This window comes from Candidatus Enterococcus moelleringii, from assembly GCF_017377575.1.
Taxonomy (GTDB): Bacteria; Bacillota; Bacilli; order Lactobacillales; family Enterococcaceae; genus Enterococcus_A; species Enterococcus_A moelleringii.
Genome location: NZ_JAFREM010000038.1, coordinates 1 through 26,507, shown reverse-complemented (window position 1 = coordinate 26,507; position 26,507 = coordinate 1). Strand labels below are relative to the sequence as shown.

31 protein-coding genes are annotated in these 26,507 nt (G+C 42.5%); 12 read left to right on the top strand and 19 right to left on the bottom strand.

What is annotated here, in order from left to right; translation table 11 throughout:
* Positions 1 to 110: 110 nt before the first annotated feature.
* From JZO70_RS20730 to arcA, 3 genes are all read right to left on the bottom strand, one after another.
* The gene (locus tag JZO70_RS20730; protein ID WP_242704059.1) at positions 111 to 770 is read right to left on the bottom strand and encodes a L,D-transpeptidase; all 660 of its coding nucleotides are present in this window, start codon (positions 768 to 770) and stop codon (positions 111 to 113) included.
* A gap of 119 nt (positions 771 to 889) precedes the next feature.
* The gene (locus JZO70_RS20725) at positions 890 to 1,426 is read right to left on the bottom strand and encodes a GNAT family N-acetyltransferase (RefSeq protein WP_207675599.1); all 537 of its coding nucleotides are present in this window, start codon (positions 1,424 to 1,426) and stop codon (positions 890 to 892) included.
* Positions 1,427 to 2,653 carry an arginine deiminase gene (gene arcA / locus JZO70_RS20720; RefSeq protein ID WP_207675598.1) on the bottom strand — a complete coding sequence of 409 codons (1,227 nt, stop codon included), beginning with the start codon at positions 2,651 to 2,653 and terminating at the stop codon, positions 1,427 to 1,429.
* Between the two features lie 359 nt (positions 2,654 to 3,012).
* On the opposite strand from arcA, the gene proB reads away from it, so the two are divergent.
* Together proB and JZO70_RS20710 are read left to right on the top strand one after the other, a co-directional pair.
* Positions 3,013 to 3,825, top strand: coding sequence for a glutamate 5-kinase (gene proB / locus JZO70_RS20715; protein WP_207675626.1), 813 nt, complete (start codon positions 3,013 to 3,015; stop codon positions 3,823 to 3,825).
* Complete coding sequence (locus JZO70_RS20710; protein ID WP_278252620.1) at positions 3,818 to 5,071, top strand: glutamate-5-semialdehyde dehydrogenase; 1,254 nt, start codon at positions 3,818 to 3,820, stop codon at positions 5,069 to 5,071. Before proB ends, JZO70_RS20710 begins: the two co-directional genes overlap by 8 nt.
* Positions 5,072 to 5,731: 660 nt before the next feature.
* Here the strand turns inward: JZO70_RS20710 and JZO70_RS20705 are convergent.
* The 3 genes from JZO70_RS20705 to JZO70_RS20695 form a co-directional block, all read right to left on the bottom strand.
* Complete coding sequence (locus tag JZO70_RS20705) at positions 5,732 to 6,472, bottom strand: DUF2922 domain-containing protein (RefSeq protein ID WP_207675597.1); 741 nt, start codon at positions 6,470 to 6,472, stop codon at positions 5,732 to 5,734.
* Between the two features lie 45 nt (positions 6,473 to 6,517).
* Positions 6,518 to 6,901, bottom strand: coding sequence for a hypothetical protein (locus JZO70_RS20700; protein WP_207675596.1), 384 nt, complete (start codon positions 6,899 to 6,901; stop codon positions 6,518 to 6,520).
* A 306-nt stretch (positions 6,902 to 7,207) separates the two neighbouring features.
* Positions 7,208 to 7,633, bottom strand: a complete 426-nt coding sequence (locus JZO70_RS20695; protein WP_207675595.1) for a MerR family transcriptional regulator — start codon at positions 7,631 to 7,633, stop codon at positions 7,208 to 7,210.
* Between the two features lie 96 nt (positions 7,634 to 7,729).
* Between JZO70_RS20695 and JZO70_RS20690 the strand changes: the two genes are divergently transcribed.
* Complete coding sequence (locus tag JZO70_RS20690) at positions 7,730 to 8,578, top strand: aldo/keto reductase (protein WP_207675594.1); 849 nt, start codon at positions 7,730 to 7,732, stop codon at positions 8,576 to 8,578.
* Between the two features lie 57 nt (positions 8,579 to 8,635).
* Here JZO70_RS20690 and JZO70_RS20685 read toward each other — a convergent pair whose 3' ends face one another.
* Entirely contained in the window at positions 8,636 to 9,175 is a 540-nt protein-coding gene (locus JZO70_RS20685) for a DUF3267 domain-containing protein (RefSeq protein WP_207675593.1), read from the bottom strand.
* 306 nt (positions 9,176 to 9,481) lie between these two features.
* On the opposite strand from JZO70_RS20685, the gene JZO70_RS20680 reads away from it, so the two are divergent.
* Complete coding sequence (locus JZO70_RS20680) at positions 9,482 to 10,180, top strand: RraA family protein (RefSeq protein ID WP_207675592.1); 699 nt, start codon at positions 9,482 to 9,484, stop codon at positions 10,178 to 10,180.
* A 71-nt stretch (positions 10,181 to 10,251) separates the two neighbouring features.
* Here the strand turns inward: JZO70_RS20680 and JZO70_RS20675 are convergent, their stop codons facing one another.
* Positions 10,252 to 11,079 carry a hypothetical protein gene (locus tag JZO70_RS20675; protein WP_207675591.1) on the bottom strand — a complete coding sequence of 276 codons (828 nt, stop codon included), beginning with the start codon at positions 11,077 to 11,079 and terminating at the stop codon, positions 10,252 to 10,254.
* 184 nt (positions 11,080 to 11,263) lie between these two features.
* On the opposite strand from JZO70_RS20675, the gene JZO70_RS20670 reads away from it, so the two are divergent.
* Together JZO70_RS20670 and JZO70_RS20665 are read left to right on the top strand one after the other, a co-directional pair.
* Complete coding sequence (locus JZO70_RS20670; RefSeq protein ID WP_207675590.1) at positions 11,264 to 11,635, top strand: DUF3796 domain-containing protein; 372 nt, start codon at positions 11,264 to 11,266, stop codon at positions 11,633 to 11,635.
* Positions 11,622 to 11,816, top strand: a complete 195-nt coding sequence (locus JZO70_RS20665) for a helix-turn-helix transcriptional regulator (RefSeq protein WP_207675589.1) — start codon at positions 11,622 to 11,624, stop codon at positions 11,814 to 11,816. The genes JZO70_RS20670 and JZO70_RS20665 overlap by 14 nt, the downstream gene beginning before the upstream one ends.
* An 83-nt stretch (positions 11,817 to 11,899) precedes the next feature.
* Here the strand turns inward: JZO70_RS20665 and JZO70_RS20660 are convergent, their stop codons facing one another.
* Complete coding sequence (locus tag JZO70_RS20660; protein WP_242704058.1) at positions 11,900 to 13,864, bottom strand: heavy metal translocating P-type ATPase; 1,965 nt, start codon at positions 13,862 to 13,864, stop codon at positions 11,900 to 11,902.
* Positions 13,865 to 14,179: 315 nt separating this feature from the next.
* Between JZO70_RS20660 and JZO70_RS20655 the strand changes: the two genes are divergently transcribed.
* From JZO70_RS20655 to JZO70_RS20630, 6 genes are all read left to right on the top strand, one after another.
* Positions 14,180 to 14,896: an MBL fold metallo-hydrolase gene (locus JZO70_RS20655; protein WP_207675588.1), complete on the top strand. Its 717-nt coding sequence runs from the start codon at positions 14,180 to 14,182 to the stop codon at positions 14,894 to 14,896.
* Complete coding sequence (locus tag JZO70_RS20650; RefSeq protein WP_207675587.1) at positions 14,880 to 15,431, top strand: TetR/AcrR family transcriptional regulator; 552 nt, start codon at positions 14,880 to 14,882, stop codon at positions 15,429 to 15,431. Before JZO70_RS20655 ends, JZO70_RS20650 begins: the two co-directional genes overlap by 17 nt.
* A 16-nt stretch (positions 15,432 to 15,447) precedes the next feature.
* Positions 15,448 to 16,182, top strand: coding sequence for a nucleoside/nucleotide kinase family protein (locus JZO70_RS20645; RefSeq protein ID WP_207675586.1), 735 nt, complete (start codon positions 15,448 to 15,450; stop codon positions 16,180 to 16,182).
* A 26-nt stretch (positions 16,183 to 16,208) separates the two neighbouring features.
* Positions 16,209 to 16,550, top strand: a complete 342-nt coding sequence (locus JZO70_RS20640) for a DUF2568 domain-containing protein (protein ID WP_207675585.1) — start codon at positions 16,209 to 16,211, stop codon at positions 16,548 to 16,550.
* A 204-nt stretch (positions 16,551 to 16,754) separates the two neighbouring features.
* The gene (locus JZO70_RS20635) at positions 16,755 to 17,945 is read left to right on the top strand and encodes an aminotransferase-like domain-containing protein (RefSeq protein ID WP_207675584.1); all 1,191 of its coding nucleotides are present in this window, start codon (positions 16,755 to 16,757) and stop codon (positions 17,943 to 17,945) included.
* Positions 17,946 to 17,956: 11 nt separating this feature from the next.
* Positions 17,957 to 18,742 (top strand): PhzF family phenazine biosynthesis protein, encoded by a 786-nt coding sequence (locus JZO70_RS20630; protein ID WP_207675583.1) that lies wholly within the window; start codon positions 17,957 to 17,959, stop codon positions 18,740 to 18,742.
* A 45-nt stretch (positions 18,743 to 18,787) separates the two neighbouring features.
* Here the strand turns inward: JZO70_RS20630 and JZO70_RS20625 are convergent, their stop codons facing one another.
* From JZO70_RS20625 to JZO70_RS20580, 10 genes are all read right to left on the bottom strand, one after another.
* Positions 18,788 to 18,970, bottom strand: a complete 183-nt coding sequence (locus tag JZO70_RS20625; protein ID WP_242704057.1) for an AbrB/MazE/SpoVT family DNA-binding domain-containing protein — start codon at positions 18,968 to 18,970, stop codon at positions 18,788 to 18,790.
* A gap of 97 nt (positions 18,971 to 19,067) precedes the next feature.
* Positions 19,068 to 19,838: a hypothetical protein gene (locus JZO70_RS20620; protein ID WP_207675582.1), complete on the bottom strand. Its 771-nt coding sequence runs from the start codon at positions 19,836 to 19,838 to the stop codon at positions 19,068 to 19,070.
* Positions 19,839 to 19,856: 18 nt separating this feature from the next.
* Complete coding sequence (locus JZO70_RS20615) at positions 19,857 to 20,912, bottom strand: hypothetical protein (protein WP_207675581.1); 1,056 nt, start codon at positions 20,910 to 20,912, stop codon at positions 19,857 to 19,859.
* Between the two features lie 129 nt (positions 20,913 to 21,041).
* Entirely contained in the window at positions 21,042 to 22,481 is a 1,440-nt protein-coding gene (locus JZO70_RS20610; RefSeq protein WP_207675580.1) for a glycoside hydrolase family 1 protein, read from the bottom strand.
* A gap of 21 nt (positions 22,482 to 22,502) precedes the next feature.
* The gene (locus JZO70_RS20605) at positions 22,503 to 23,402 is read right to left on the bottom strand and encodes an ROK family protein (protein WP_207675579.1); all 900 of its coding nucleotides are present in this window, start codon (positions 23,400 to 23,402) and stop codon (positions 22,503 to 22,505) included.
* Positions 23,403 to 23,554: 152 nt separating this feature from the next.
* Positions 23,555 to 23,806: a helix-turn-helix transcriptional regulator gene (locus tag JZO70_RS20600; protein WP_207675623.1), complete on the bottom strand. Its 252-nt coding sequence runs from the start codon at positions 23,804 to 23,806 to the stop codon at positions 23,555 to 23,557.
* Between the two features lie 500 nt (positions 23,807 to 24,306).
* Positions 24,307 to 25,047, bottom strand: coding sequence for an HAD family hydrolase (locus JZO70_RS20595; protein ID WP_207675578.1), 741 nt, complete (start codon positions 25,045 to 25,047; stop codon positions 24,307 to 24,309).
* A gap of 12 nt (positions 25,048 to 25,059) precedes the next feature.
* Complete coding sequence (locus JZO70_RS20590) at positions 25,060 to 25,410, bottom strand: HIRAN domain-containing protein (protein ID WP_207675577.1); 351 nt, start codon at positions 25,408 to 25,410, stop codon at positions 25,060 to 25,062.
* A 123-nt stretch (positions 25,411 to 25,533) separates the two neighbouring features.
* Entirely contained in the window at positions 25,534 to 25,905 is a 372-nt protein-coding gene (locus JZO70_RS20585) for a DUF3021 domain-containing protein (protein ID WP_207675576.1), read from the bottom strand.
* 11 nt (positions 25,906 to 25,916) lie between these two features.
* A partial coding sequence (locus JZO70_RS20580; RefSeq protein WP_207675575.1) for a LytTR family DNA-binding domain-containing protein occupies positions 25,917 to 26,507 on the bottom strand: 591 nt, incomplete at its 5' end.

Sequence of the window (26,507 nt, the reverse complement as noted above, 5' to 3'; positions counted from 1 at the left end):
TTCGTTGACTACCTCTTTCATGTAAGAATCACAAAGCTCTCACAAAATTTCAACGATTCTTAAGCGACAAAAAAGCCCTCAACCTTTTGACAGATCGAGAGCGTACAATTCTATTCTCTAACCACAACCCGCATCCCTACTGGAACGGTATCGTAAATCCATTTAGCATCGGGAACCGATAAGCGAATGCAGCCGTGGGAGCTTGCTTGCACTCCTAAAGACTCGGCTTCACTTTCAATATAGTTGCCATTTTCATCAATCGGCACGGTGTGGAATAAATACACGCCATGATCCCGCCAGGAAACCCAATAGTTGGCTCCTTCGCCGCTCCCCTGATTGTAGAAGGTTTCTCCTCGTTCGGATTCGATCGCAAACTCCCCCAGAGGTGTTGCAGATTCTCCTTCTAAGCCGGTGGAACAATTCATGGTATACAGGACTTCATCGCCCCGTTTGAAATAAACCTTCTGATCGTTAATGGACACGTCGATCCAATCATCAGGTGCTAACTCAGGATAGGGTTTCGCTTCTGACGGTTTATTCAACTTGCTTTTAGGCGGCTGACTGTCTGTCGTGGCAGTTGTTTGTGTGCTTTCAGAAGTCGTACTTGTTGTTGATTCAATTGTAGTGCTAGTACTGCTGCTGGCGGACTCACTGGAAACAGAATTATTATCGGCTGCACTGTCTTCCGGCTCTTGGCTTTTGGCAAAGTAAAGCGCCGCAGGTATCATAAACATCAAAATCAAACTAATAATTCCGGTAAATTTCCTCAAACGAATCCCCCTTTCTGCAGAAAAGATTCCATCATTTCCTCAAAAATGATCTTGTTCATTATATCAGAGACTTGTTTACAAAAGGGTTACATTTCCTTTATTCTTTGTTTCATCATTTTTTATGAACTATATGTAACTCGTTCAAAGAAAACGCAACTGTCCATCCCGTTACCATTCCAGGAAGGCAAATCTGCAGTACCCCTCAGCGTAAAGCCTAGTTTTTGGTACAGGTGTTGAGCAGGCAGATTCGCCGCAAAAGTGTCCAACCGAATCGCTTCACAGCCTCGTTTTTCTGCCAAGACAATCGCAAATTGCAGCAGCTTCTGAGCGATTCCTTGCCTTCTAAACGTAGGACTGGTCATTAAAGTATGGACAACTAAAATCTTTTCTGGAGCTAGAAGCGGATTCGCCCAAGGGATCGCCCGGTACTCTTCGTCAAAATTGTAATTGAGAATCACTGAACCGGCAATTTTTCCGCTTACCAAGGCTAGGAATAACGTTTCTTCTTGAATCGCTGCTTCGGCAGTTTTCAGCGACGGATACACCCCTGGAAGCCAAGAAGTGACGGCCGGATCAATGGTGGCCGTCACTTCTTGATAAAATTCACGAATTTGGGAAAGGTCCTCCAGCTGAGCAGCTCGGATCACCACGTCCATCTAATCCAGTGCCTCTCTAATAAACGGCATACTCATACAACGCGGGCCGCCGCGACCGCGAACCAGTTCACTGCCGGGAATGCGATGCAAGATAACACCGGCTTCTTCCAATTTTTGATTAGTAATCGGGTTACGGTCGTAGACCACCACTTCCCCAGGACCGATGGCCAAGGTATTGGAGCCATCGTTCCACTGCTCTCTGGCCGCTGCCGTCAGATCATCGCCGCCACAGCGAATAAATTCCACGGCTGGTAATTCTAAATAACGACACAGAATCCGTTCCAAAGAGTCGGTTTCTTCCACGATTTTTGGAACTCCGCTTTCTTTGGCGACTGAATAAACGACTAAATTTTCTTCAATTTCCGGATGAATCGTAAATTTGTCGTGATCCACCATGGTGAATACCGTGTCCAAGTGCATGAACTTCCTGACTTCGCCAATGTTAAACGCTAAAATGTGCTCAAAGCTGTCTTCATAGTCAAAAACATTCTTCGCCAGCTTTTCAATGGAGTTAACATCCGTCCGTTGCGAAATGCCGATGGCCAGCACTTTTGGTGTCAACACCAGAATATCGCCCCCTTCTAAACGGGTATCCATTGTACGGTTATACAAAAGCTTCACTGGATCATCCTGGAACATCGGATGATGCTGGAAAATGTATTTGCCGTATAAGGTCTCCCTACGCCGGGTTTTAGCATACATCTTATTCAAGGAAACACTTTTTCCCACAATTGAAAAAGTATCGCGGGTAAAATACAAATTAGGCATCGGATCGATGTAAAAGGGATTGCTGTCCTCCACCATATCCGACAAGTTTTGATTGCGGGTAATAGTAAACTGATTCTTCCGCAGCCCCGCCATCGTTTGATCAATGAATTCCCGGGTATCCTTAATGGATAAAAAATACTGTTCGATCTCTTTGCGAGTATCTACGCCAGTCACATAGGCTTCATTCAAATACTCAGTCAAAAACTGCTGTCTCACCTCTTCAGAATGCAGCGCTTCAGCTGCCAAATCTTCCAAGTAAATAACCTCAACACCTTGATTTCTTAAAGTATCGGCAAAAAAGTCGTGTTCTTTTTGAGCCTGTTCTAAAAATGGGATATCGTCAAACAGCAGCGATTCTAAATAATCCGGCATCAAATTTTCCAGCTCGTGTCCGGGCCGGTGCAGCATCACCTGCTTTAATCCGCCGATATCGGAATAAACATTTAATGGATTTGTCATTTTATCCTCCCCCTACTTCGTTATAAGGAAATTTTTACTTTAAATAGGTGTTCTATTCTTACCGCATATACCATTCTGCTAAGTCCCACGTTCCTCAATTGTTCATCGCTTTTTCGACGTTTATTCCAACACTGAATACTTGCGAAAAGCAGAGCTGGCAACCTTACACTTCAAGGTTATCAAAACACAGCAGCTTTCACAATGGATAACTTTCATACTGAAGAAAAGTGATGGTATTCAAGAAATTTTTCCGAAGTATTTTCAGTTTTTGATGAAAAAAAGATGAATTTACGATGAGAATCTGGTACAATTCCCAAAAGGCTTTATTTGAGTTTGCGGCAAAACTTGAGGTGAAGAAGATGCGACAATTTTTAGGAAACGTTGACAGAATTGTAGTCAAAATAGGAACAAGCTCTTTGATTCATCCAAATGGAAAAATTAATTTTTCCGGGATTGATCAGCTGGCTTTTGTTCTGACCGATTTAAACAACCAAGGAAAAGAAATTATTTTAGTTTCATCAGGGGCGATTGGTGTGGGCATGGATAAGCTGCGCATGACTGATCGGCCAACTACGATTCCTGAGCAGCAGGCGGTTGCTGCAGTGGGACAATCTGAATTAATGCATTTTTATAACCAGCGCTTTTTAGCTTACAATCAACAAACGGCTCAGGTATTGATGACGCGGGACATCGTCGATTACCCTGAAAGCCGCAGGAATGCCATCAACACGCTGGAGCAATTATTGAGTATGAATATTATCCCCATCATCAACGAAAACGATGCGGTAGCCGTTGATGAACTGGATCATTTTACCAAATTTGGCGACAACGACGAATTATCCGCGATTGTTTGCCAGATGCTGGACGCTGATTTATTGATTATGCTGTCGGATATTGACGGGTTTTACTCAGACAATCCCAGCAAAAATAAAAAAGCAGTTCTTTATTCCACCATTACAGAAATAACCGAAGAAATTATGGAACAAGCCGGTGAATCAGCCGGAAGCAAATTTGGAACCGGCGGCATGATCAGCAAATTAAAAGCCGCAAAACGGGTTTTAGACGCACAAGGAGCCATGGTATTAGCAAACGGCAAGCCACCAGGAATTATTTTTGACATTTTGGACGGGAAAGAAGTCGGAACACTTTTCAGGGGGAACGAATATGTGTAGTACGATGGAACAATTAGGAAAAAATGCTAAGGCGGCCAGTGCCATCTTAAGCGGATTAGATACCAAAACTAAAAATGCCTGTCTGCAGGTGATGGCTGACAAGCTGAGAAAGCATACGAATCGCATTTTGCGGGCCAATCGTCAAGATTTGGAAAACGCCGCAGCTAATGGGACTAGAGAAATCATGCTGGATCGACTGCGTCTGACTCATGAACGAATTGAAGCGATGGCCGAAGGAATCGAGCAAGTCATCGAGTTGCCTGATCCCATCGGTGAAATCAGCAAAATGTGGCGCAACGAAGCCGGTCTGTTAATCGGACGCCAGCGGGTGCCCTTAGGTGTGATTGGTATTATCTTTGAATCAAGGCCAAACGTCACCACTGATGCAGCCAGTTTATGCTTCAAAACCGGTAATGCCGTGATTTTACGGGGCGGCAAGGATGCCTTTTTATCCAACGAAGTGCTGGTAACGATCTTGCAAGGAGCTTTAGCAGCCTGTGACTTGCCTCGCAACTGTATACAGTTTGTTAACGACACGTCTCATGAGGTGGCCAATCAAATGATGAAGGCGAACGATTACTTAGACGTACTAATCCCTCGCGGCGGTGCGGCTTTAATCAAGCGCATCACTGAAAATGCCACTGTTCCGGTTATCGAGACAGGAACCGGCAACAATCATGTGTATGTAGATGCGGCAGCTCAGCTGGACATGGCGGAAAACATTATCATTAACGCCAAGGTACAGCGCCCTTCTGTCTGCAATTCTATCGAGACGATTCTCATCCATGAAGACGTAGCGGCAGAATTTTTACCACAAGTAGAGCAAGCTTTAGTGGCGAACCAGGTAGAACTGCATGCTTGTCCAAAATCAATGAAGCACCTTCAAACAGCCAAACCGGCTGAGAAAGAAGACTGGTCCACCGAATATTTGGATTTAACGCTGGCGGTAAAAATCGTTTCCTCATTGGATGAAGCGATTCAACACATCAACAAATACAACTCCGGCCACTCTGAAGCAATTGTCACCGACAGCTATTCAGCTGGTCAGCGCTTCTTAAAACAAGTGGACGCAGCGGCAGTTTATATTAATGCCTCTACCCGTTTTACCGATGGCTTCATGTTCGGCTTTGGTGCCGAAATCGGAATCTCCACCCAAAAGCTCCATGCCAGAGGACCGATGGGATTGGAAGAATTAACCTCTACCAAATTTGTGATCCAAGGTGACGGACAGATTCGGGAAGGCTAATCCATTCATCATAAACAGACGACGACTCTACAATGAGTCCTCGTCTGTTTTTTTGTCTTTTTTTTCTTTGTACATTTTGCACCACCAATAAAATGGTGCAAAATGCGAAGGAGTGTTGAAAAATGTATATAAAACACCAGTCTTTTGGCGGCAAGTAAAGGATAGGTTAATTTTTGCGTCGATAAAAGGATAAAAGGATAGAGATAAAAAATCAAACTTCCTTTGCCAAAAGACCGTGTGTTTTATTAAGTTAAGATACGGTTTCCCGCAGGGGATTTGCACCTTTCAGCCGATCAACTAGTTTGCCGTTTTTAAGACTATTCCCTCAAACAACAGCCTAGTGAAAAAGTTGAAAGCTGCTTTTGACTCGTTTTATAAATGATGATGTAACGATTTCCATTGACCATTGTGCACCACTTCCCCAAATGATGCACAATGTCATGGAGTGATTTTTATAAAAACACCGGTCTTTTGTGAAAACAAATTTCAAGGATAGCCAAAGGATGTCGTAAGAAGGATAGAAAGATTTGTGTTTTCAACTTGACCTTGTTTTTCAAAAGACAGTGCGTTTCCCAAATTTTACGAAAAGCAGTGATGGCGGATACAACAATCGAATACAACAGACTCAAAACTGCTTCTTTGTATCCATCGGAATAGACGCTATTCGTCTTTTTCCTTATCCTTCAACTGTTTCATCAGCTTTTTCAACTGCCTTTTCTTCATTTTCGGTGGTGAACCGTTGGGTTTCTTCGGTTCTCCCCCAGGTTTTCCCCTAGGACTATTTTTACCTTTTGACTTTTCAACGACTTTGCCGTCTTTAAAAGTTGCTCCTTCAGCCAGCCGTGTCGTCAAAAAGGTCGAAAATTCTTCCTGACTCATCTTAGAAATGTTCATACCCTTTGGTATTTCAATTCCCAACTTGTTCAAGGTTTGTTCTTTATTTAGAACAGCATAAGGAACTTCCGGAATTTTACCGGTAATAGCAAGTTTCCCTTTACTGGTTTTTTTAAGATTTTCTGGTTTTGATTTTTCTGTACTCTCTTCATCAAGAGCGGTCTGATCTTGGACAGACTCCGTCTCATCGGTTTGAAGTTTTTTTGGAACCTGCTTTGGTTTAGTCTCAGTCAATTCGGCTTTTTTCGGTTTCTTCTCTGACGCTTCTATTTCGTCATCCGTTTTTTTAGTCAGATCAAATAAATCGGTCTCAATCGATTCTACGATTTTGGCCTTAATTACCTTTTTCAATAAAACGACACCGTCTTTTTCGAATAAGTTCAACCCAGCAAGTTCTTCCAGATCTGCCTGGATTTCAGCCTCACTTCTCGTGCCGTTGACATTTTTCACAGTCCAGCGTTGGGGTTTTCCATCGCTTTTCTCGAAAGTAGTGACTAAACTTAGCATATTCCTATTCCTTTCCGTTTTTTATCTGAAGGCAGCAGCTATAGGTCAGGGGACAGAAAACGCTCCATTGATTTCATCTGTCAGCTGATCTTCTAATTCTTCAACATCTTCACTAGTATAGGTTTTTGCAGGAAACAATCTGACTGTCAGCTTTTCCCACTCTTTTTTGTCAAAATATTCTTTGAATTTATAATAATAACGGCGCAGTGTCCGAGTTGATTTGGTCTTCAAGAAGATTTCTTTCACTAAGTCTTCCAGCATAAAGCTAAAATCCTCTTCCCCTATACGATCCCGCACCTGAAGGGCTATCAAATATTTAATGGTAAGCTTTTCGTCCTTCGTTTCTTCCCAATAAGAAGATAGTCTTTTTTCGATGGTCTTGCGCTTCAATTTGAACATTTGCTGGTGAGAAAATAATTGACTGGTCATCGGGTTTCCTCCTTGTCTAGTTGCTTCGATCATCATCAATGACATTGATTGTTTATGGATTCTTTTGAGTTGTTTTTATTCGTTTAATCTTTCGATGCCTAAAATTTACCCCACAAATCAACTGGTTACAATACCTTTTTCGCAACTTTTATAAGTTGGAAGATTTTGTCCCAAAATTCGGGACAAATCACACCCAATTTAGGAAATATCTCAAATTCTATTGATTTTATCGCCAAGATATGGTAACGGTTGCTTCATCCTATAAAAAAACAGCCGTCCCGTAAGACAGCTGTCAAAATACTTCTATTATATATTGGCAATTTTGGCAGGTTCTTTACTCCACTGACCGGGATCTGTCCGATCCACCTCTTCTTCGCCTGTTTGCAAACGTTGGTAAAAATCCAGTTTGTCGCTTAAATAAGCCGAACACTTTTGCAGCTTTTCAATTTCTTCATTCACTCTAGCCTGCTGCTCCCGCACGATTTCGATCCGCTCTGGCAAGGCCGCTTCTCCAATCAGACACAAATCCACATAACGCTTAATCGCATCCAAAGTCATGCCGCATTCTCGCAGCACTTTAACCCCAGTTAACCAGTTGACTGCTTCTTCGTCAAATAGCCGAACATTGTTTTTTCCCCGTTTTAAATTGGGAATTAAGTCGTTATCGGTGTAAAAGCGAACGGTATGAGGATTCATTTCCAGCAGTTCAGACACTTGCTTGACTGTATACATAATTTTTCTCCTTTTTCTTGTTGACTTAGAGTCGCTCTAAGGTGGTAAAGTCATTGTAGCAACAAAAAATACGACAATCAATAGGAGGATTTTCCCATGCAAATGATCAAATTGAATAATGACCTAGAAATGCCCGTAGAAGGCTACGGGGTATTCCAAGTAACACCTGAGGAGACCGAACGCTGTGTGCTGGATGCTTTAGCTGTCGGTTATCGCAGTATTGATACCGCTGCAGCCTACATGAACGAAGAAGCTGTCGGAGCAGCCATCAAAAAATGCGGGATTCCCCGGGAAGAATTGTTTATCACGACTAAATTATGGGTTCAGGATCAAGGCTACGACTCTGCCAAACAAGCCGTAGAGTCTTCTTTGGAAAAATTAGGGTTGGATTATCTTGATCTGTATTTGATTCATCAGCCATTTGGTGATTACTACGGTTCATGGCGGGCAATGGAAGAGTTGTATAAAGAAGGAAAGCTAAGAGCCATCGGTGTCTCCAACTTTGAAGCGGATCGTTTAGTTGACCTGATTTTAAACAACGAAATCACGCCAGCAGTCAACCAAATCGAAGTCCATCCTTTCCACCAGCAGCAAGCAGCCAAAGCCGTAATGGACGAATACGGTGTCCGCATGGAAGCCTGGGGCCCTTTGGCGGAAGCGCAAAATGACATCTTCAACCACGCGGTGTTGAAAGAAATCGCCGCTAAACACAACAAATCCGTAGCCCAAGTGGTTTTGAGATGGCATATCGAACGTGATGTCATCATCATTCCTAAATCTGTGCGCAAAGAACGTATGGAAGAAAATTTAGATCTTTACGATTTCAGCTTGGATCAAGAGGATATGGCAAAAATCGCTGCTTTGGATACGGGCAAAAGCACGATTATTGATCATCACCAAGTAGAAACAGTGAAAATGTTAAACGGCTTAAAAATCCACGATTAAGCTCAACGCTAAAATACCGCAAACGATTTTCGTCTGCGGTATTTCTAGTCTGATTGATTACAAATAAAGATCGATCCCCACTTCGGTATCCTCCACCAATGTTTTCGGTGGTGCCTTCACCAACAGCAAGCACCAGTAAAAGTCCCCAACACAGGCGCCAGCATGAGTTGCCGCAAAAAGAATGTAAGCTCCAGCTGGCATGATCCCTAACAGATAAGCTGCGGTTAAGCAGGAAGTAATTAACACAAAAGGTGCAGCAGAAATCCAAGCAAATTTCCCTTTAGTATATTTTGATCCCGGTGAAGCGGCATAAGCCATACCGTTTTTAAAACCGAATTTTACCTTACCTGTTGGTGAAAAAAGTTTAAAAAACAACCCGTGAATCAATTCGTGGATTACAATTAGGGCAAATAAAAGCAGTAAACCGAAGATAATATTTCCCAGTTGATAAGACTGTCCAAAATTACCCGTTGGCCAGAAAACCGTTACGCCTGTGAAGAAAATGTAAAAGAAGATCATTAGTATCACTGCAACAATATTGATCCGTATAGTTAGTTTCTTGTCATTCATAATGTCTATCGAGCGAATTTTCTCCATTAGGATCCCCCTTTTCTTTTATTGTAGGGGTTTTCGACAGTGAATACAATGGAGATCAACAATCAGCAAACAGTTTTTCTCGCTGTAAATATACTACTTATTTCAGTCGACTTCCCGATTTAACTTTTGATTCCCAGCTTAGATTTCTGTTTTTCGATTGCATTTTCTCTTCATCCAGCAAAGAAAACGTTTTAATATGGATTGGGCTGGTGTAGACTATTACTATACAAAAATGAACGCTTTAACCATTACCTAATGGCAAGCTGACATCATCTATATCACTAGATTTGACTAGGAGGAACCATTATGACCATTGGAAACCGTGTTTATTTAAAACGAAGCCTGCCAGATCCTGAATTAATTCAACGCTTCAGCAAGCTGCCCACTGCTGACGTCGCTGACTGCATGTCCCGCACCTCCGGCTTGTCACCGGAAATCAAACTGCAATCTTCCCCGGATAGCTACATGTGCGGCGTGGCTTTAACAGTAAAGGCTCGGGCGGGAGATAATTTGATGCTCCATCAGGCCATGAGCATGGCTCAAGAAGGCGATGTAATCATTATGTCCAATGAAGGGGATCGTTCCCGGGCGCTGATGGGGGAAATGATGTACAAGTATTTGGCCGACTTCAAAAAAATCGCCGGCATCGTCATTGACGGTCCGATTCGTGACTTAAATGTCTTAGCCAACGAAAAATGCCCGCTATATGCCACCGGATCAACTCCTGTCGCTTCTTACAAAGAAGGACCTGGCGAAGTAAATGTTCCCATCTCCATTGGTGGAGTGGCCGTTATGCCAGGCGATATTGTTTTAGGCGATCTTGATGGCGTGGTGATCATTCCAAGAAAAGATGCTGCTGCCATCATCGACAAAGCCGAAGCGGTCACTGCCAATGATCCTATCAAAGTGAAAGAAGCCGCCTCCGGTTCGATTGATCATTCTTGGTTGAAGGGAACGATGGAAGCGAAAAAAGTAGAATTTATTGACGACGAGTATTCTATTTAACGAAGGAATACTTTTTGAAAAACAGCTTGTAGGAAAAAAGAGAAGTGCTGGAAATCAGCCTTCTCTTTTGCTTATAGTTCCTCATATTCTTTTTTGTCATAGTCATAAATAAAATATTCATAGCTGAAGGCCACCGTATCAATTGACTCATCCTGATTTCTTTCCTGGTTGCGCTTGGATACGGCATTGGTATCGACAAACTTCACCCGCTCTACATAACGCTCGCCAATACTGTTGTACATCTCGAAAGACAACTGATAATAATTTTCCAGCAGCTGCTCTTTGTACTTTTTATCAATCACCAGCGCTAATCCTCGCTTCTCCCCCGGCGCCAACGACACATAGAAATCCTCATTGCCAAAATGATTGATGGACTCTTCGTAATGAGAATCTTCAAAAGTGGAAAGCACCAGATAACGCATTTCCAAAAAAGTTTTAGAAGAATTCACAATCGTCAAATGAACCAAAAAGCCATCGTCTGGTTCATCCTCCAAAAAATCTTCCAGTTCTAACAGGTCCTCATCATATTCCGCCTTGGCCATCTGTACCTTATGCTCCAATACATCCTCCGTATGGTCCGCTGTTTTCCCGTTCAACAATAAAATCGAAGGTTGTCGCTCACTCAAAGCCCGCATGTGGGTGTGGCGCTCCATATTTTTTTCCGTCTCGTTCAGCAAATCTCCTTGCCGGTGAGTAGCAAACCCTAAAAACAGGGTGCCGATCATGGACATAAAGGAAATACAATAGCTCACCATATCCGAGGCATCCCAGGTAATGCCAAAATCAAACACATCAATCAGCGTATCGCTGAACACCAGCTGCACCACAATCAGTGGAATAAAAAATGCCCCCAGCATAAACAACAGCCAATGCTTGCGAATCTTCTCCATCCATTTCATCCGATTCCCTCCTAAAAACGCTTTATTTTTAGTAAATCACGGATAACCAAATTGCGCTATTTTTGTGCTTTTAAGCTGGGAAGACTTCTTTCGTTAAATGAGAACACATTGTACTGTTGGACTTTACGTGGTATATTTATATTATAAAGATAGATATACACCACATTCCTAAGGAGGAATTCGCATGAAATCAAGAAGCATCCTGCATGGACTGATGGGTCTGCTCTCGTTGTTAGGCTTTATCGGAATTTTTACGGACGAACGAGCCTTTTTAGCTTTCTTCGCATTTGTCGTTGATTTTGAATATTTCTTTATCAAAACCGATGAAATGCTGGAGGAATATTTGGACAAGTCTGCTTCACTCGCCTTTTACTGCGGCATGATCGTTACAGCTGTCGTCACCTTAATCTATTTCTTTGTGAACAGTTATGACGGACATTCTGCGCTTTTATACGGGATTGTTTCTGGTTGGGCTGTTTCGGTAGCCGTACATGGTCTTTCGATCGGCTATTACACATTCAAGGAAGGTTGGATACTTGGGCATGATAAAGAATAGAATCAAAGAATATCGAGCCAAGCACGATATGAAACAAAGCGAGTTGGCTAATTTAGTAGGTGTCCGACGAGAAACCATCGGCAATCTTGAAAAAGGCCGTTACAATCCTTCACTTGTCTTGGCCTGGAATATCGCAAAAGTTTTCAACGTGACGATTGAAGATATTTTTACCGTGGAGTAACGTAAATAATCACAAAAAGCCTCTCCTGTCTGCTTAGTTAACACAACAGACAGGAGAGGTTTTGTTTGCCTTGGCAAATTTTCCTACAAAAATTTCTTAGGTGTTCTCAGCATTCTTAAGGCATTTAGAATAACTACAATCGTACTTCCTTCATGCAAGATGACGCCAAAGGTAATATCCATTTTGCCGAGAAAATTTAATACAACTAAAACCACCACTACAAACATTGAGAACCAAATATTTTGCCAGGTGACTTTATTCATTTTTTTGCTTAATTTGTGAGCATAAACCAATTTCGACAAATCATTTTTCATTAACACTAGATCCGCAACATCCATCGCCACATCGGTTCCCTCACCCATGGCAATGCCGACATCGGCCGTAACTAAGGCCGGGGCATCGTTGATTCCATCACCTAACATACCAGTTGAACCGTACGTTTCCTGCTGTTGCTGCAGGATGCTGGCTTTGTCTTCGGGCATAACGTTCGCTGCAACTTCATCGACACCGACCTGCCTGCCGACTGCTTCTCCGGTTAATTTAGCATCCCCGGTGATCATTGTCGTGTGTATCCCGGCTTCTTTGAAGTAAGTTATCGCATCCTTCGTATACTGATTTGGGACATCCATCAAAGCAATCAGCCCGATAACCTGTTCATTTTCCCCTAAAAAGACCACGGTTTTCCCTTCAGCAGAAAGATCCTGGGCACGATTTTTATAGTTAAAGGATACATTGTTAAAGGAAGACGGCTTGCCAATACGGTAGATTTTATCTTTGTAGCTGGCAGATAATCCGCGACCCACTTCATTTTCAACAATAATTTCCATCCCGCCGCGATCTGGAAATTTAGTTATAATAGCTGTCGCTAACGGATGGTTGGATTGTTTTTCCATCGCAACAACTAAATTGATCAACTCGGCCTCGTCTAAGCCTCCCTCAAAGAAAAAATCCGTTACTACTGGTTTCCCCAGCGTCAAGGTGCCAGTTTTATCAAAGCAGATTGCCTTTAAATCCTGCAATTTCGAAAGATAAGCACCGCCCTTCACCAAAACCCCTTTTTTCGAGAGATTGGATATGGAGGCCAAAGTTGTAGGTACAGCACTGGCTGCTAAGGCGCAAGGAGAAACACTGATTAAGTAAACCATGCTTCGATACAAGCTTAATTCCCATGACCAGCCGAAAACATACGGACCTGCCAATAAAATAAAAGGAAAAAGCACTAAAACAATAGTGACGTATTTCGGCTCTAGTCGCTGAATTAAGGTTGCAGTTTTGGTCAAACTCTTTTGTGATTGATTAACCATTTGCAGTATTTTTGAAAAAACGGTCTCAGAACTATCTTTCGTCACTTCCATTGTAAAGGTCCCGGCGCCGTTGATCGTGCTGCCGTAAACTTCATCGCCAGCATTTTTCTCTCTCGGAATACTTTCACCATTAATCGAAGATTCGTCAATTGCAGTTGATCCACTAATGATAATACCATCGGTGGGTACTTGATCCCCATTCAATACTTGTAAGATATCCCCGACTTTTACTTGATCGACAGGAACCACCTCGGTTGTCCCATCGGGGTATAAAACCCGTGCCTCGGTTGGATTCATATTCAACAAATTGGTAATTTCTCTGCGGCTTTTTCCGTCAACATACGCTTCTAAGAAATGCGCCCCGGCGAAAATGATGATTAACATAGCAGCTTCTTCAAAATTCCGAATGACAATTGCTCCGGCAGTTGCCAAGGCCATCAACAAATGTACGTTTGGCTGGAACTTTTTAGCTGAAATAGAATTTTTGAATGTATCGCCAATGCCCTCAAGAATAACATGATGTCCAGCGGTGACAACTGCCACTAAGAAAGCAATACTTGCAAAAAGATCATTGCTTCCCTCTAAAATAACTCCTGCCACAAAGGCTGCTACCCCAACAAAAAACATAAGGATGGTAAATTTACCACCATGACTGTGATCGTGATGATGCTCGTGGTGATCATGATCGTGGCTGTGACCGCGACACTCTTCGTGATTGTGACTATCCATTGTTGATTTTTCCATACTAACCCCTCCGTTCAATGAACAAGAATACATATGTTTATCTGTTCATTTGTATAAGCTGATTATATATGAACGTTCATTCATATGTCAATAAGCAATAAAAGATTTTTTTGTTTTTGAAAAAAATAGACAGTTGATTTCTTGCTGCATGTGTAATACAAAGTTTTTTGTTTAGCATCTAGGTCTATCACTACTGAATTGTCCTGTTTTATAATATTTTGCTCTACAGACGTTTGACAAACAAACTACAAGGTGTAGAATGAAACTAATCAGATTAGTTAAAAAAGAAAATTCGATTAGTTAAGGAGCTTACCTATGAAAATACTTAAGAAAAGAAATCTTTACCAGCTGACCTTCATGTCGGCTATATTTCCGGTTAATTGCTTTGTTTACGAAAAATCAGATTGTTTGATGGTTTTTGATATGGGAATGAAGGGTTTTGTAAATGAAATTAAAAAGCTTGAAGAGCAGACTGGAAAATCAGTCAGCACCCTGCTGCTTACCCATGCTCATGGCGATCATGTAAACGGTGTGCCAAAGTTTCGAGAAGTTTTCCCTAAGGTAAAAATCGGGATTTCTGCCAGAGACAAAAAATTGCTAGCGGGTGATTTTAGTCTACTTGAAACTGAAGCCCCTGGGAAAATCAAAGGCGGCGTACCTAAAGCAGAAGTCCCCGTTGATTTCACCTTTGAGCCAGGCGAAGAAATTGCTGGGCTAAAAGTCATCGCTGCGCCAGGTCATACCCCTGGTTCGGTAGCGTTTCTAAATGAGGATAGCGTGATGATTGCCGGAGACGCTTTTCAATTGTGGGGAGGTATCGCAGTTGCTGGAATCGTTCGACCTCTCTTTCCTTTTCCAGCTTTTGGAACTTGGGATGCAACCACCGCTTTGGAAAGTGCTAGAAAATTAGTTAAACTGGAGCCGAAGCTTTTGGCAGTTGGTCATGGTGATCTGCTGGAAAATCCCACAGCCGATATGCATACAGCAATTAGAACAGCCGAAAGGAAGTTGCAGCTTGAAGAAAATCACTAAAGAAGAAATTATCGAAGTAGCGATCCTGATTCTGGATGAGCGAGGTGTTGATGGCGTAAGTCTAAAAGAGGTGGCAGAAATACTAAGTATTAAGACGCCTTCTTTATACAACCACATTAAAAATCGCGAAAATTTGTTGGCATTGGCCGCTTATGTCAGCTTGGAGAATTTTTACCAAACATTGCTGCTAGCAAGTGTGGGCGTTGAAAAAAAAGAGGCGCTTTTGGCGATGGCTGGTGCCTATCGCCAGTTTGTGGTAGATTATCCCGGTCAGTATGAGTTGATCCAAAAACAGTCTTACTGGGAAAATACCGAAGCCGATAAAATCTCTAATCAGGTCATTGGCTTGCTGCAAAAAATCTTAGCCAGCTTTGATCTGCCGAAAGGTGAACAAATTCATTTTATCCGGCTGGTGCGCAGTTATCTTCACGGCTTCTCTTCATTAACTGGAAAAAAATCGTTCCAACTACACCAAGATATCGAGGAAAGCTTTATTTACGGACTAAACATCATTTTTTTGGTATTACCGGAGTAAAAGAAAGGAATAATCCATGAAAAACTACCAACTGACAGTCAACGATTTAGTGATTGAGGCAGCTTTTGACGAAGAAAATGTAGAAATGATTTTTTATCCACTGTTAAAAAAATGGACAGAATTACAAAAACAAAAAGATCGGCGGATTTTCGTTTTCCTGGCTGCTCCTCCTGGTTGCGGCAAAACCACCTTAGCCCTGTTTTTGGAGCAGCTAGCAAAAAGCGATCCCGAGTACACTCCCCTTCAGGCGATTGGATTGGATGGTTTTCATCACGAACAAACTTATCTCAATAGTCACTTCATGGAGGTAGATGGTCAAACTGTTCCAATGAAAGACTTCAAAGGACACCCGGCTACCTTTAACGTGCCCTTCTTGCTGGAAAAAATAAAAGAAGCTCGCTATCAAGATAATAAATGGCCTGTTTATAGTCGTAAGCTCCATGATGTAGTTCACGATCAGGTGCAGCTTAAAGAAAAAATCATTTTGCTGGAGGGAAATTATTTACTATTAGACGAGGCTCCATGGAATCAGCTTCTAGAATACTGTGACGATCGGATATTTTTGTATTCCGATGTAGCTATTTTGGAGGAGCGTTTAATCAAACGAAAAATGCAGGGCGGTTTATCTTACCAGCAAGCACAGTCTTTCTATCAACAAAGTGATAAAAGAAACGTTGAATTTACTTTGGCAAGTGACCCTCAGCCTGAAACCACACTTTTGGTGCGGGATGGTATTTTTTATTTAGAATAGAAATTTTGTGAAGGTTTGGTGGACACATGTCTTTCTTAGCAGCAATTACTTTAGGGATTCGCTTTATTTTGGAAATAATCACGGTGGTGGGACTTTTCAGCGGAAGTTTTATCCAAAAATACTGGGGCGAAAAATTCCTTTTCGGCTTATTGGCTTTCGCTATTACCCTCGTTTGGGCAAAATATGGTGCTCCAAAATCATCGTTAAGCTTAACTGGCATGAGCAAGCTAGTCTTGGAACTGGTGGTTTACGGCATTGGAATTTTGGGAATCTGGCGGATATTTGGGATGCGGACAGGTTTATTTTACATGTCCTTTGTTGTGGGAGATCTGCTATTGATGTACTTGTTGAATTTGCAAGGGCATTAAGCGTTTAAGGACTTTAGCTGTCTTCAGAAATATCAATATATTAGGAAGCAGATCGACTACTTGCTTCCTTAATTTTCTAGTTGACCACCACCACCATCTTTTCCCCTTACCCAACAATTTCAAAAAAACGGTTCATTAAATTTGAATTATAGATTATACTTAATTTTGTAATCGCTTTTTTAAAATTAGATAGGAGCTGTAACCATGAATTACCACTATTCAACCAAAGTACCCATGTCCGACGCCGATCCTGTCGGTGATCTATTAAAAGCCGCTGCCAATCCTGACATCATTTCTTTTGCCGGCGGGCTGCCAGCCCCGGAACTATTTCCGGTAGCGCAGGTACAAGAAGCTGCTAATCAAGTCTTTCAGGAAAAAGGCATGACCGCGCTGCAATATGGCAGCTCACAAGGTACACCCGAACTGCGAAAAGTAGTCTTAGAACGCTTGTCCACTGACGATATTCAGGCCGACCTTGAACAAGTAATGATTTCCACCGGTTCGCAGCAGGTGATTGATTTAACTAGCAAAATATTCTTAAACGAAGGCGACACAGTGATCGTAGAGAAACCAACCTACCTGTGTGCCCTTGATGTTTTCAAATCCTACGGTGCCAACTTAGTCAGTGTCGAAATGGACGAAAACGGCATGAAAATGGATCAGCTGGAAAAAGCTTTGCAGGAACATCCCGATGCTAAGCTGCTGTATACTATTCCCAATTTCCAAAATCCAACTGGCCGTACCATGTCCTTGGATCGCCGGAAAAAATTAGCTCAATTGGCAGCTGAACACGATCTCATCGTTTTAGAGGACAATCCATACGGCGCCGTGCGCTTTGAAGGCACTCCATTGCCAGCAATTAAAAGCTTTGATACCACTGGGCATGTGGTTTACACTAGTACTTTTTCCAAAATTTTGGCACCGGGTCTGCGTTTAGGCTGGGTAGTCGCTCCCGTAGAATTAATCGAAAAGTACATGGTGATGAAGCAATCGGCAGATTTGCACACGGACGCGTTGTCGCAATACATCGTGGCGAAATTCTTTGAAAACAACGATATTGAAGCCCATATCGCAAATATCACGGCCTTATACAAAGAACGCAAAGATTTAATGATGGAAGCCATTCAAAAATATTTTCCAAAAACAGTAACCTACAGTCAACCTGAAGGCGGTATGTTCATTTGGATCGAAGTGCCGGGCATTACTGATACTCAAAAGCTGTCAGATCGCTGCATCAAAAATGATGTCGCTTTTGTACCTGGCGAACCTTTTTATTGCGACGAGATTGTTCCCGGAACCTTCCGCTTGAACTATTCCAGCATGTCGCCAGAACAAATTGATCTGGGCATGAAGCGTTTAGGGGAAGCGATTGATGAAACGCTAGCACAGGGATAAAAAGGAGGAATATGATGAAACAATATGTAGTTGATGCCTTCACTAATGTAATTTTTAAAGGCAATCCAGCAGCCGTGTGTATTTTGGACGCTTGGCTGGAGGACGACCTTTTGCAGGCGATCGCCAAAGAAAATAATTTATCAGAAACGGCCTTTGCCGTATCGACTGGCGAAAATCAGTATCACCTGCGCTGGTTCACGCCCACCGATGAAATAGACTTGTGTGGTCATGCAACTTTAGCTACCGCGTTTGTCCTTTTTAATTATTATCAAGCAGGTGCTGAAACTATCACCTTTGATACATTAAGCGGAAAATTGATTGTGGCAAAAAGCGGCGATCGTTATCAGCTGGATTTGCCTTCTTATGATCTGAAGGAAGTTGCGGTGACAGATGAGATGGCCAATGTCTTAGGTGTGCGCCCGTTAGAAGCTTATATGGGAAGAGATTTAGTTTGTGTGCTCCCTGAAGAAAAATTCGTTACCGAATACGTGCCAAACAGCGGAAAACTGGCGACACTAGACGGCATGCTGGTCCACATTACCGCCAAAGGTACAGAGTATGATTGCATATCTCGCAGCTTCGCACCAAAAATCGGAATTCTCGAAGATCCGGTTTGCGGCAGCGGTCATTGCCATTTGGTTCCCCTGTGGAGCAAAAAATTGAGCAAAACGCACCTAACCGCTTTTCAAGCATCCGAACGCAGTGGTGTCCTTTACTGCGATTATTTAGGTGAACGAACACGAATTAGCGGCGAGGCTGCTCTTTACTCGATTGCTGAATTACAGATTGGTAACTAAAAAACCTCAGTCAGTAGAATTTCTGCTGGCTGAGGTTTTCTGCTATTATAATAATTCTCTTCCTTGCGGGCCATCCCACTCGTACTTTTCTAGCGGTGGCCCATCATAGTTTTCGAACAATTCCTCTAAGGTAGTTGGCATTTTCTTTTTGGGAGTAAGGGTCATTTTCCCTGCTTCTGCCATCAATTCAAAAGTTGCCTCTACATCCGAGACACCCAGCTCACTCAATTCTTCACGACTGATTCTAATGCCGTATGCATCGCCCCATTTTCCAGCTGTACTTCTTTGTTAATCATGATGATTCCTCCTGAAGTATTTTATCCCTTTAAAATCGATCCACACTAAATTCAATTCCCCCATTTTCTTCTTTCCACCAGCCTACTGCTGTTGAGCCGCCCCAGGGAGCTTCTTTATAGCTGACAAACTGACTCTCGAAATCAAACACTAACGGCTGCCAGCCATATTCCCCAACTTCTTTTTCATAGGAGCTGCCATTTTGACGAACATAAACCTTACTATCTCCATACATTTGCTGGTAATAGTTGTTCATGGCAGAAACAATTGCTTCTTCTGAAGCTGATTCAGTTGAACTCGTTGATTCTGTGGTTTCTAAAAGCAGATTTGTGTACTGGACAATGCGGAAGTCCTCTTGAGTGACCACATATTTGTCATCCGGTCTATCGGGATAAAAAGCTCCGCCGAAAACCACTAATTCGACCGTATCCGGCAATTGGTTCAGCTGATACGTCACCCCCCCGCCGTTAGTATATTGCCAATGAACAGCGATGCTGCTTTCTTCATTGTTAACAACGGACCATTCGCCTCGCCCATCATATACCGACCAGTCATCAATTTTATAAACGGCATTCTCGGGATTACTCATTGTGTTTTTCAAAAAATCTAACGCTTTGCTTTCAGTCCATACCGGATCAGCTGCATCACTTGAACTAGATGCAGCAGTTGATGAAGTCGACTCTTCAGCAACAGAAGAACTTACCACCGTCTCTTGAGAATCATTGGTTGAATTTTCTGGCGCGCAGGCGGATAAGTAAATACCAGAAACAATCAGTAACAAACAACAAATTTTATTCTGCATTGTTTTTCCTCCATCAACTTATTCTCTTTGGAATGTGAAGATGACATTAGGAATTTCTTGCCAGTCACTCCAAACATTCAACTGGTCCCCTTCTTCTGGTGCGCCCTCGGTAAATGATTTCACCATATAGCGTCTTTGTTCGCTGGAAGTAACGCTGCTATGGTCTGGTGAAAAGACAAAGGTGGTTTTGTGCTCTACATCCCCTCTATTGCATATGCCCCCTCCACCTAGACCTCCCGGAAGTCGCATTAGAAATGGATACATCATTCCTTTGTGGATGACGGTATCTTTTTGGAAATAGTTGACAACCACCGTCTGATTATTGACTTTTTCTATCTGAACATCCTGATAAACCGGGTCTGCTTTCAGTGCTTCCCAGTCGCCATTAATCGGCAAAAGGTGAATCTCACCTTTGTCATCCCACTTGATTCCCCATCGGTGACCACCCATCTCAGTATTTATCCAAGTGGTGTTCTCTAAAACTAGCGGCTGGGTTGCATAATCTGGCAGCTGCATTTCCCCTGCCGCCAAAGCAGTTTTAACCGCTGCATCAAATGCAGCCTGTTCCATTACCGGAGTGCCTTCGTAAGCTAAGGTTAGTTCATAATTTCCTAAAACTTGATTACCGATTTTTTCAAAAGCGGGTTCGATCCATTTAGTCTCCTGCGGCTGCACTGTGATTGTTTCGCCATCTGAGCAGACGATTTCTTCAATAGGTCCCGTATTCTCAATAATAGCTGAAAAACTCAAGCGCAGCTGCGACAAATCCACTGTCATTTCCTTGTCGGTTGGGTTTGTGATGCCCAGCGAAAAATCGACATAATGAATCCCAGTTTGACCCTCGCCGAAAAGAGTTGCTTTGGATTCAAACTTGGCTGTGGCAGCGACATCTTGCTTGACTGCGATGGTTTCAAGAGAACTCGATTCCGCGGTTTCTTTAGACTTTTCTGTTTTGGAGGAAACAGCTGTCGTTTCTTCGGAGCTAGTAGCATCCGTACCCTCGCGATTACCGCCACACCCTGAGCCGATAACTAATAAACCAACAAACAATAAACACAAATTAATTTTCCTCATTTTTCTACCTCCTTTTTTTATATTCCTTTAATTATACAAGCTTTTTTTACTATTTACTAGGAGAGAGGGAACCAGCGGCAGTCATTTTCCCCACGAAAAAAGACCAGCAAAATGCTGGCCTTGCAAATGTTATAGTTGTTCCCCGTTGGTAGCAATAACTTCTTTGTACCAATCAAAGGATTTTTTCTTAGAACGATCCAAGGTGCCGTTGCCTTCATCATCGAGATCAACGTAGATGAAGCCGTAACGCTTGCTCATTTCACCGGTGGAGGCACTGACTAAATCAATACAGCCCCATGGTGTGTAACCCATCAAATCAACGCCGTCAGCAACTGCATCAGCCATCGCTTCAATGTGGCGACGCAGATAATCAATCCGGTAATCGTCTTCGATGGTGCCGTCTTCCTTCACCTCATCAATCGCCCCTAGCCCATTTTCAACAATAAATAATGGTGTTTGGTATCGATTGTACAGCTCGTTTAAGGCTAAGCGCAGACCTTCTGGATCAATTTGCCAGCCCCATGCGCTAGCTTCCAAGAATGGATTGCGTACGCCGCCCAGCAAGTTGCCGGCAACTTCATCTGCATCTTCTTCAGTCACAGTAACTGCGGAAGACATGTAGTAGCTGAAGCCGATATAATCAACCGTATGCTCCTTAATCAAAGCTAAGTCTTCATCGGTAATCTCTAAATCGCTAAATGCCACTCCGCGTTCGCCCAACATACGATCCGTAAAGGCTGGGTACTCACCCCGCACCTGAACGTCTGTACAGAAGAAGTTGAATTCTTGATTTTGCTTCATAGTCGCCAGCTGATTCACTGGATTCGCATCAATACTATAAGTCGTTGCGTAAATGATCATGCAGCCGATTTGTAGATCAGGATTCAATTCGTGACCAATTTTCACCGCTTTGCTGCTGGCAACAAATTGATTATGCCAAGCCTGCACGATATTTTTGAAATCACCGCCGCCTGTGCTTTTCACCATCCCTTGACTTAACGCTGGGAAATGGAATGCGGAATTAATTTCGTTGAAGGTCATCCAGTATTTTACTTTCGACTGATATCTTTCCAAAACAACTTTAGCAAAACGCTCGTAAAATTCGATCAGCTGACGATTTTTCCAGCCGCCGTATTCTTTAGCTAAATGCAAAGGCATTTCGTAATGGGAAATCGTTACGACAGGTTCGATGTCATGCTTCAAACATTCATCAATTAACGCATCGTAGAATTTTAAGCCTGCTTCATTTGGCGTTGTTTCGTCCCCTTTAGGAAAAATCCGCGTCCAAGCAATCGAAAAACGGTAGCATTTAAAGCCCATTTCCGCGAACAACGCGATATCTTCCTTAAAGCGATCATAATGCTCAATCCCGCGATGGTTAGGATAAATGTATTTGTCCTGATCCAAACTCCAGTCAAAATCTTCGCTGCCTAACACTTGGAAACGAATTTTGCCGCCGGGCATTACATCGGCTACCGAAATTCCTTTGCCGTCGCGATCATAGCCGCCTTCTAGTTGATTTGCGGCTGTAGCGCCGCCCCATAAAAAGCCTTTAGGAAATTTTGTCATTACCTTACCTCTTTCATCTAATTATTCATTATCCAACTGCAAAAACAGCTGGTAAATCGCACCTAACAAGTTGGCCTCGCTGCGAAAATGACAGGCCATGATTTCTAACGGTTCAAAAGTGGTACCTAGCAAGCGATGTTTTTTCCGCAAATCTGCATACTGCCGATTGATTTCTTCAATTAACCGATTTTGCGTGCTGATCCCGCCGCCGATAACAATCCGCGACAAATCCAATGTCGCCTGTAAATTGATCACCATTCGGGCAATGATCTGACAATACCCTTCAAACAAGGCCAAAAGCTCCGGCTGATCCTCGTGCTCTAAAGCCACAAAGACCCTCTCGCCGTCCGGTTCATCCAGCCCTAAGATTTTCGAGCCTTTAATCACAAAACCAACAGCTGATGAGTGCTCGCCAATCAGCGGTTCATCTTTATTCGCCTCCACATAATTAATTAAAAAGCTCAACTCCCCGGCTTGGAAATGACTGCCTTGAAACAGCTGACCGTTCAAGATCAATCCGCCGCCAACACCAGTGCCCAGCACCACCGCCGCACCATTCTCAACCTCTTTCAAATTACCTAACCACAGCTCCGCTAAAGCCGCCGCTTTGCCGTCGTTAGAAAGCGCGCATGGAATCCCAAATTCTTTTTCAACCAGCTCTTTTAACGGCAGCTCATGCAAGTATTCCAACGAACCGCCGTGATAAATGATCCCTTTTTGAGTATCAATTTTTCCTGGCAAACTAAAGCCAACACCTTTAATATCATCCCGAAAATTACAAATTAACTGAAATATCTCGGCCAAAAATTCATCCAAGGTGGCTGGTGCTGGAATCTTATTGACAGACAAAAGGTTTCCCGATCGGTCCACCAAACTATATTTGATGAAGGTTCCCCCAACATCAATGCTTAAATAATCCATCGCGCCCTCCTTTAACTAAGTAATTGCAGAAAAATGCTGATCACTAAGATCATCTATTTCTAAGAATGACGGCTATTTTACCCGTATTCCTTCAATAAGTGTAGCATATTTCACCAGAAAAAAACCCTGCCATTTTGAAAGCCAAAACTTTTTCAAAGCTTCTTCTCCAACCGAAAGTGCCAATAAATCGCATAAAACTGAATAAGCAAATAGACTGCCCCCAACGAAAGAACAATTGCCAGATTAAAATAGTGAGCAATTTTAAACACCAAAGTAATAGATGGTTTATAACGGCCATTTTGCAACGAACTAATTGTCTGCCGGGACATTTCCATCGCATCAATCAAATCCTCTTGGGTAATCCCGCGTTCCTTCCGCAGCTTTTCAAGATTTTTTCCATTCAGACCCCTCGCTAACGTAAAGTGAATTTTGCGTAGTGCAGTTACAGTTTAAAATAAAGTTGTTGTATCATTCGTTCATATACGTTATAATAATACTAGGCATTAAATAACTACCCTTAGAGATATTTTTGCCTTTTTCACATTTGTGAATCAACTTTACACAAAAAAGATTCGTTTGTTCAATTTATTTGGCAAATGAGTCTTTTTGTATATTCTATTATTTTGGTGTTTGATTGTACAAATATGATTTCTACCTGAATAAACAGGAAAACTGACGACTTTTTAATAACGATAGTTATATATCTTTCGATAAATAATAAGGTTGAACCGTGTTATAAAATACGTTATACTATGTTTTGTAGTAATGCATTCCCCTTCCCAAATGCTTATTACAATCGCTCTCCCCCTCGATAATTCGAGATGGCGTAATGCCTTTATAGTAATCTTTTTTCAGACGGACATGAAAAGAGGCACTGGATTTTTGGTCCAGTGCCTTATCTCCTTTATTCACTATCAAACAATCCTAATTCAACACACGCTTTCCAGATACCATCATTGCCTACTGTATCCGTTACATAGCTGGCTTTTGCTTTCAGCTCCTCATTGCCGTTACCCATAGCAATCGGAAAACCAACTTTTTCAAACATAGCAAAATCATTTTCTTCATCCCCAAAAGCCAAGGCCTGTTCCGCTGTAATATTCATCCGCTGCAAAATCTCTTCAATGCCGCTGGCCTTTGAGATGTGGGCATAATGAATATTCAAAGCGGTTGGTGCGACCTTTTCAGCAATGACTTGAGTAGTATCCAATTCCGGCAGCTCATCTTTAGGACAATGACATAAAAATTGCAAGACATTCTCCGGCACTGGATCACCGACTTGATACTCTAGAATTTCCGTAGCCGTTTCCAGCAAAAATTCAACTTCAGCCGCTTGAAAGCTTGCGATCATTTCCGCTACCAGTTCAGTCTCCAAATAATGGCTGGCGATTTCTTCTCCTTGAAACGTCACAAAGGTGCCATTGGAAGCAATCGCACTGTCCACTTCTAACAGCTGTGCAAAATCGGCAATCATTTCGTAATTGCGGCCTGAGGCGATCACCGGTTCTATCCCTTGCTCCTTCAGTTTGCTTAGTGCTTTTTTGGCTGATTCAGGAATCCGACCATAAATTCCCAGCTCTCTAGGCAGTTCGTTATCTGCCAGTGTGCCGTCGATATCAAAAAATGCGACTTTGTAATTTGGCAAAGTGTTTCCTCCTTAAATTTTCTTGCGTCCATCCTTGATCCGCACCACTACCCGAAATTGACGTTCCGGATGATTTTCCATATTTACGTACTGAATTCTCGCTTCAAAAATATCGCTGTAGCCAAAATAAAGCAGCTTGCTTAACAGCTCATTTTTGGCACTGGGTACATAGCCAATCTTGTGCTGGCCGTAAAAAATAGCCACCGCTTGCGGGTCGTGGGGATTGTCCGGCTCCGATACTAAAGTAACCGGCTTGCCGATTTTTAACTCTTCGATTATTTCGATCCCATCATGAAAGGCAAAACCAGCTAAGTGAAAATCCATCAGATGCCGGCTCCATTCAAATCCGTGTTTACTTTCCATCACAGCTCCTCCTCATTTTTAACCGTTTTCTCTCTTTTATTTTACCAGTAGACAGTTACCGAAGCTAGCGCAATCGAAAACCCAAAAAAGCTCTGAAAGAAACTAATCCTCCAGAGCTCACTCCTATTTCAAGTGCTTATTCATTTTTTCAATCTGCTTTTTTTCCGCAAAATAGTAGCCGGTCCAGATGACCAGAAAAATAGCGATAAACATTAGACTGCCGCCAACCACCGGTCCGATAGCAAAAGGGAACCACTTAAACAAATACGCCGTGGCAAAAAACAAAAGATAGCTGCCTAACAAATGAATCGCCGCAGCGGCCAAAAGCGGCAGATTGCTGTCATAAACCCGCGACAGCATGCCGATCAACAGCGACATTACCAAAACACCAATAATCATAGCCCGCACCTGCTCATCCACAAAAAACAATCCCATAACCAAGAAAATCAAACTGCCCACCAGCATGCCGCCAATACCTGCTTTTATAATCTTCATATTGACCCCTCCTAAAAATTCAATTTTTCTTTCAACGTCTGAAAATAGCGGCGGGAAATAACCACCTTGTACTCATTTTGCAAAAAGCCATAATAATTGCCGGAAAAGGCGATCTCCAAGCGCTGCAATTTTTCTATATTTATAATAGTAGATTTTGAAATCCGAACAAATTTTGACGCATCCAGCAACCCTTCCAAACTCGCCAAAGACTGGCGCATAACCAGCTGTCCATCAATCAAATAAATCGTGATTTCTTTTTGCAGCACTTCCACGTAAACAATGTTTTCCTGTCGTACTAATTCATAGCCGTCCATGGTTTTCAAGGTCAACACATCCGGCGTACAAACAAAACCGTTGATGTGCTCCACCATATCTGTACCAAAATCAAAATCACAAGTTTTCACTGCTACTTCTGAAACCGTATATTTTTCAGATACTGATAATCGAACGTTGAATTTCTCCATCTCCCTCACCTCACATTGATAGTTTAGCAAATTTTTCTTGGGAAAAACGCATTTTGGCACAAGCGGTAAAATTTTGGCGTAAGTGGTCAATTTAAATAAAAAAGCCATAACAGCAGCTCTGGTGCGCACCCCGTCAAT

What these genes read in the sequence shown, in the direction of transcription:
- JZO70_RS20675 (WP_207675591.1), bottom strand. Translation starts at nt 11,079, where the DNA reads ATGAAATGGATGGAGAAGATTCGCAAGCATTGGCTGTTGTTTATGCTG.
- JZO70_RS20645 (WP_207675586.1), top strand. Translation starts at nt 15,448, where the DNA reads ATGAAAAACTACCAACTGACAGTCAACGATTTAGTGATTGAGGCAGCT.
- JZO70_RS20685 (WP_207675593.1), bottom strand. Translation starts at nt 9,175, where the DNA reads ATGGAGAAAATTCGCTCGATAGACATTATGAATGACAAGAAACTAACT.
- JZO70_RS20605 (WP_207675579.1), bottom strand. Translation starts at nt 23,402, where the DNA reads ATGGATTATTTAAGCATTGATGTTGGGGGAACCTTCATCAAATATAGT.
- JZO70_RS20660 (WP_242704058.1), bottom strand. Translation starts at nt 13,864, where the DNA reads ATGGAAAAATCAACAATGGATAGTCACAATCACGAAGAGTGTCGCGGT.
- JZO70_RS20700 (WP_207675596.1), bottom strand. Translation starts at nt 6,901, where the DNA reads ATGACCAGTCAATTATTTTCTCACCAGCAAATGTTCAAATTGAAGCGC.
- JZO70_RS20585 (WP_207675576.1), bottom strand. Translation starts at nt 25,905, where the DNA reads ATGAAGATTATAAAAGCAGGTATTGGCGGCATGCTGGTGGGCAGTTTG.
- JZO70_RS20640 (WP_207675585.1), top strand. Translation starts at nt 16,209, where the DNA reads ATGTCTTTCTTAGCAGCAATTACTTTAGGGATTCGCTTTATTTTGGAA.
- arcA (WP_207675598.1), bottom strand. Translation starts at nt 2,653, where the DNA reads ATGACAAATCCATTAAATGTTTATTCCGATATCGGCGGATTAAAGCAG.
- JZO70_RS20665 (WP_207675589.1), top strand. Translation starts at nt 11,622, where the DNA reads ATGATAAAGAATAGAATCAAAGAATATCGAGCCAAGCACGATATGAAA.
- JZO70_RS20710 (WP_278252620.1), top strand. Translation starts at nt 3,818, where the DNA reads ATGTGTAGTACGATGGAACAATTAGGAAAAAATGCTAAGGCGGCCAGT.
- JZO70_RS20590 (WP_207675577.1), bottom strand. Translation starts at nt 25,410, where the DNA reads ATGGAAAGTAAACACGGATTTGAATGGAGCCGGCATCTGATGGATTTT.
- JZO70_RS20725 (WP_207675599.1), bottom strand. Translation starts at nt 1,426, where the DNA reads ATGGACGTGGTGATCCGAGCTGCTCAGCTGGAGGACCTTTCCCAAATT.
- JZO70_RS20690 (WP_207675594.1), top strand. Translation starts at nt 7,730, where the DNA reads ATGCAAATGATCAAATTGAATAATGACCTAGAAATGCCCGTAGAAGGC.
- JZO70_RS20610 (WP_207675580.1), bottom strand. Translation starts at nt 22,481, where the DNA reads ATGACAAAATTTCCTAAAGGCTTTTTATGGGGCGGCGCTACAGCCGCA.
- JZO70_RS20630 (WP_207675583.1), top strand. Translation starts at nt 17,957, where the DNA reads ATGATGAAACAATATGTAGTTGATGCCTTCACTAATGTAATTTTTAAA.
- proB (WP_207675626.1), top strand. Translation starts at nt 3,013, where the DNA reads ATGCGACAATTTTTAGGAAACGTTGACAGAATTGTAGTCAAAATAGGA.
- JZO70_RS20670 (WP_207675590.1), top strand. Translation starts at nt 11,264, where the DNA reads ATGAAATCAAGAAGCATCCTGCATGGACTGATGGGTCTGCTCTCGTTG.
- JZO70_RS20655 (WP_207675588.1), top strand. Translation starts at nt 14,180, where the DNA reads ATGAAAATACTTAAGAAAAGAAATCTTTACCAGCTGACCTTCATGTCG.
- JZO70_RS20635 (WP_207675584.1), top strand. Translation starts at nt 16,755, where the DNA reads ATGAATTACCACTATTCAACCAAAGTACCCATGTCCGACGCCGATCCT.
- JZO70_RS20620 (WP_207675582.1), bottom strand. Translation starts at nt 19,838, where the DNA reads ATGCAGAATAAAATTTGTTGTTTGTTACTGATTGTTTCTGGTATTTAC.
- JZO70_RS20615 (WP_207675581.1), bottom strand. Translation starts at nt 20,912, where the DNA reads ATGAGGAAAATTAATTTGTGTTTATTGTTTGTTGGTTTATTAGTTATC.
- JZO70_RS20680 (WP_207675592.1), top strand. Translation starts at nt 9,482, where the DNA reads ATGACCATTGGAAACCGTGTTTATTTAAAACGAAGCCTGCCAGATCCT.
- JZO70_RS20695 (WP_207675595.1), bottom strand. Translation starts at nt 7,633, where the DNA reads ATGTATACAGTCAAGCAAGTGTCTGAACTGCTGGAAATGAATCCTCAT.
- JZO70_RS20705 (WP_207675597.1), bottom strand. Translation starts at nt 6,472, where the DNA reads ATGCTAAGTTTAGTCACTACTTTCGAGAAAAGCGATGGAAAACCCCAA.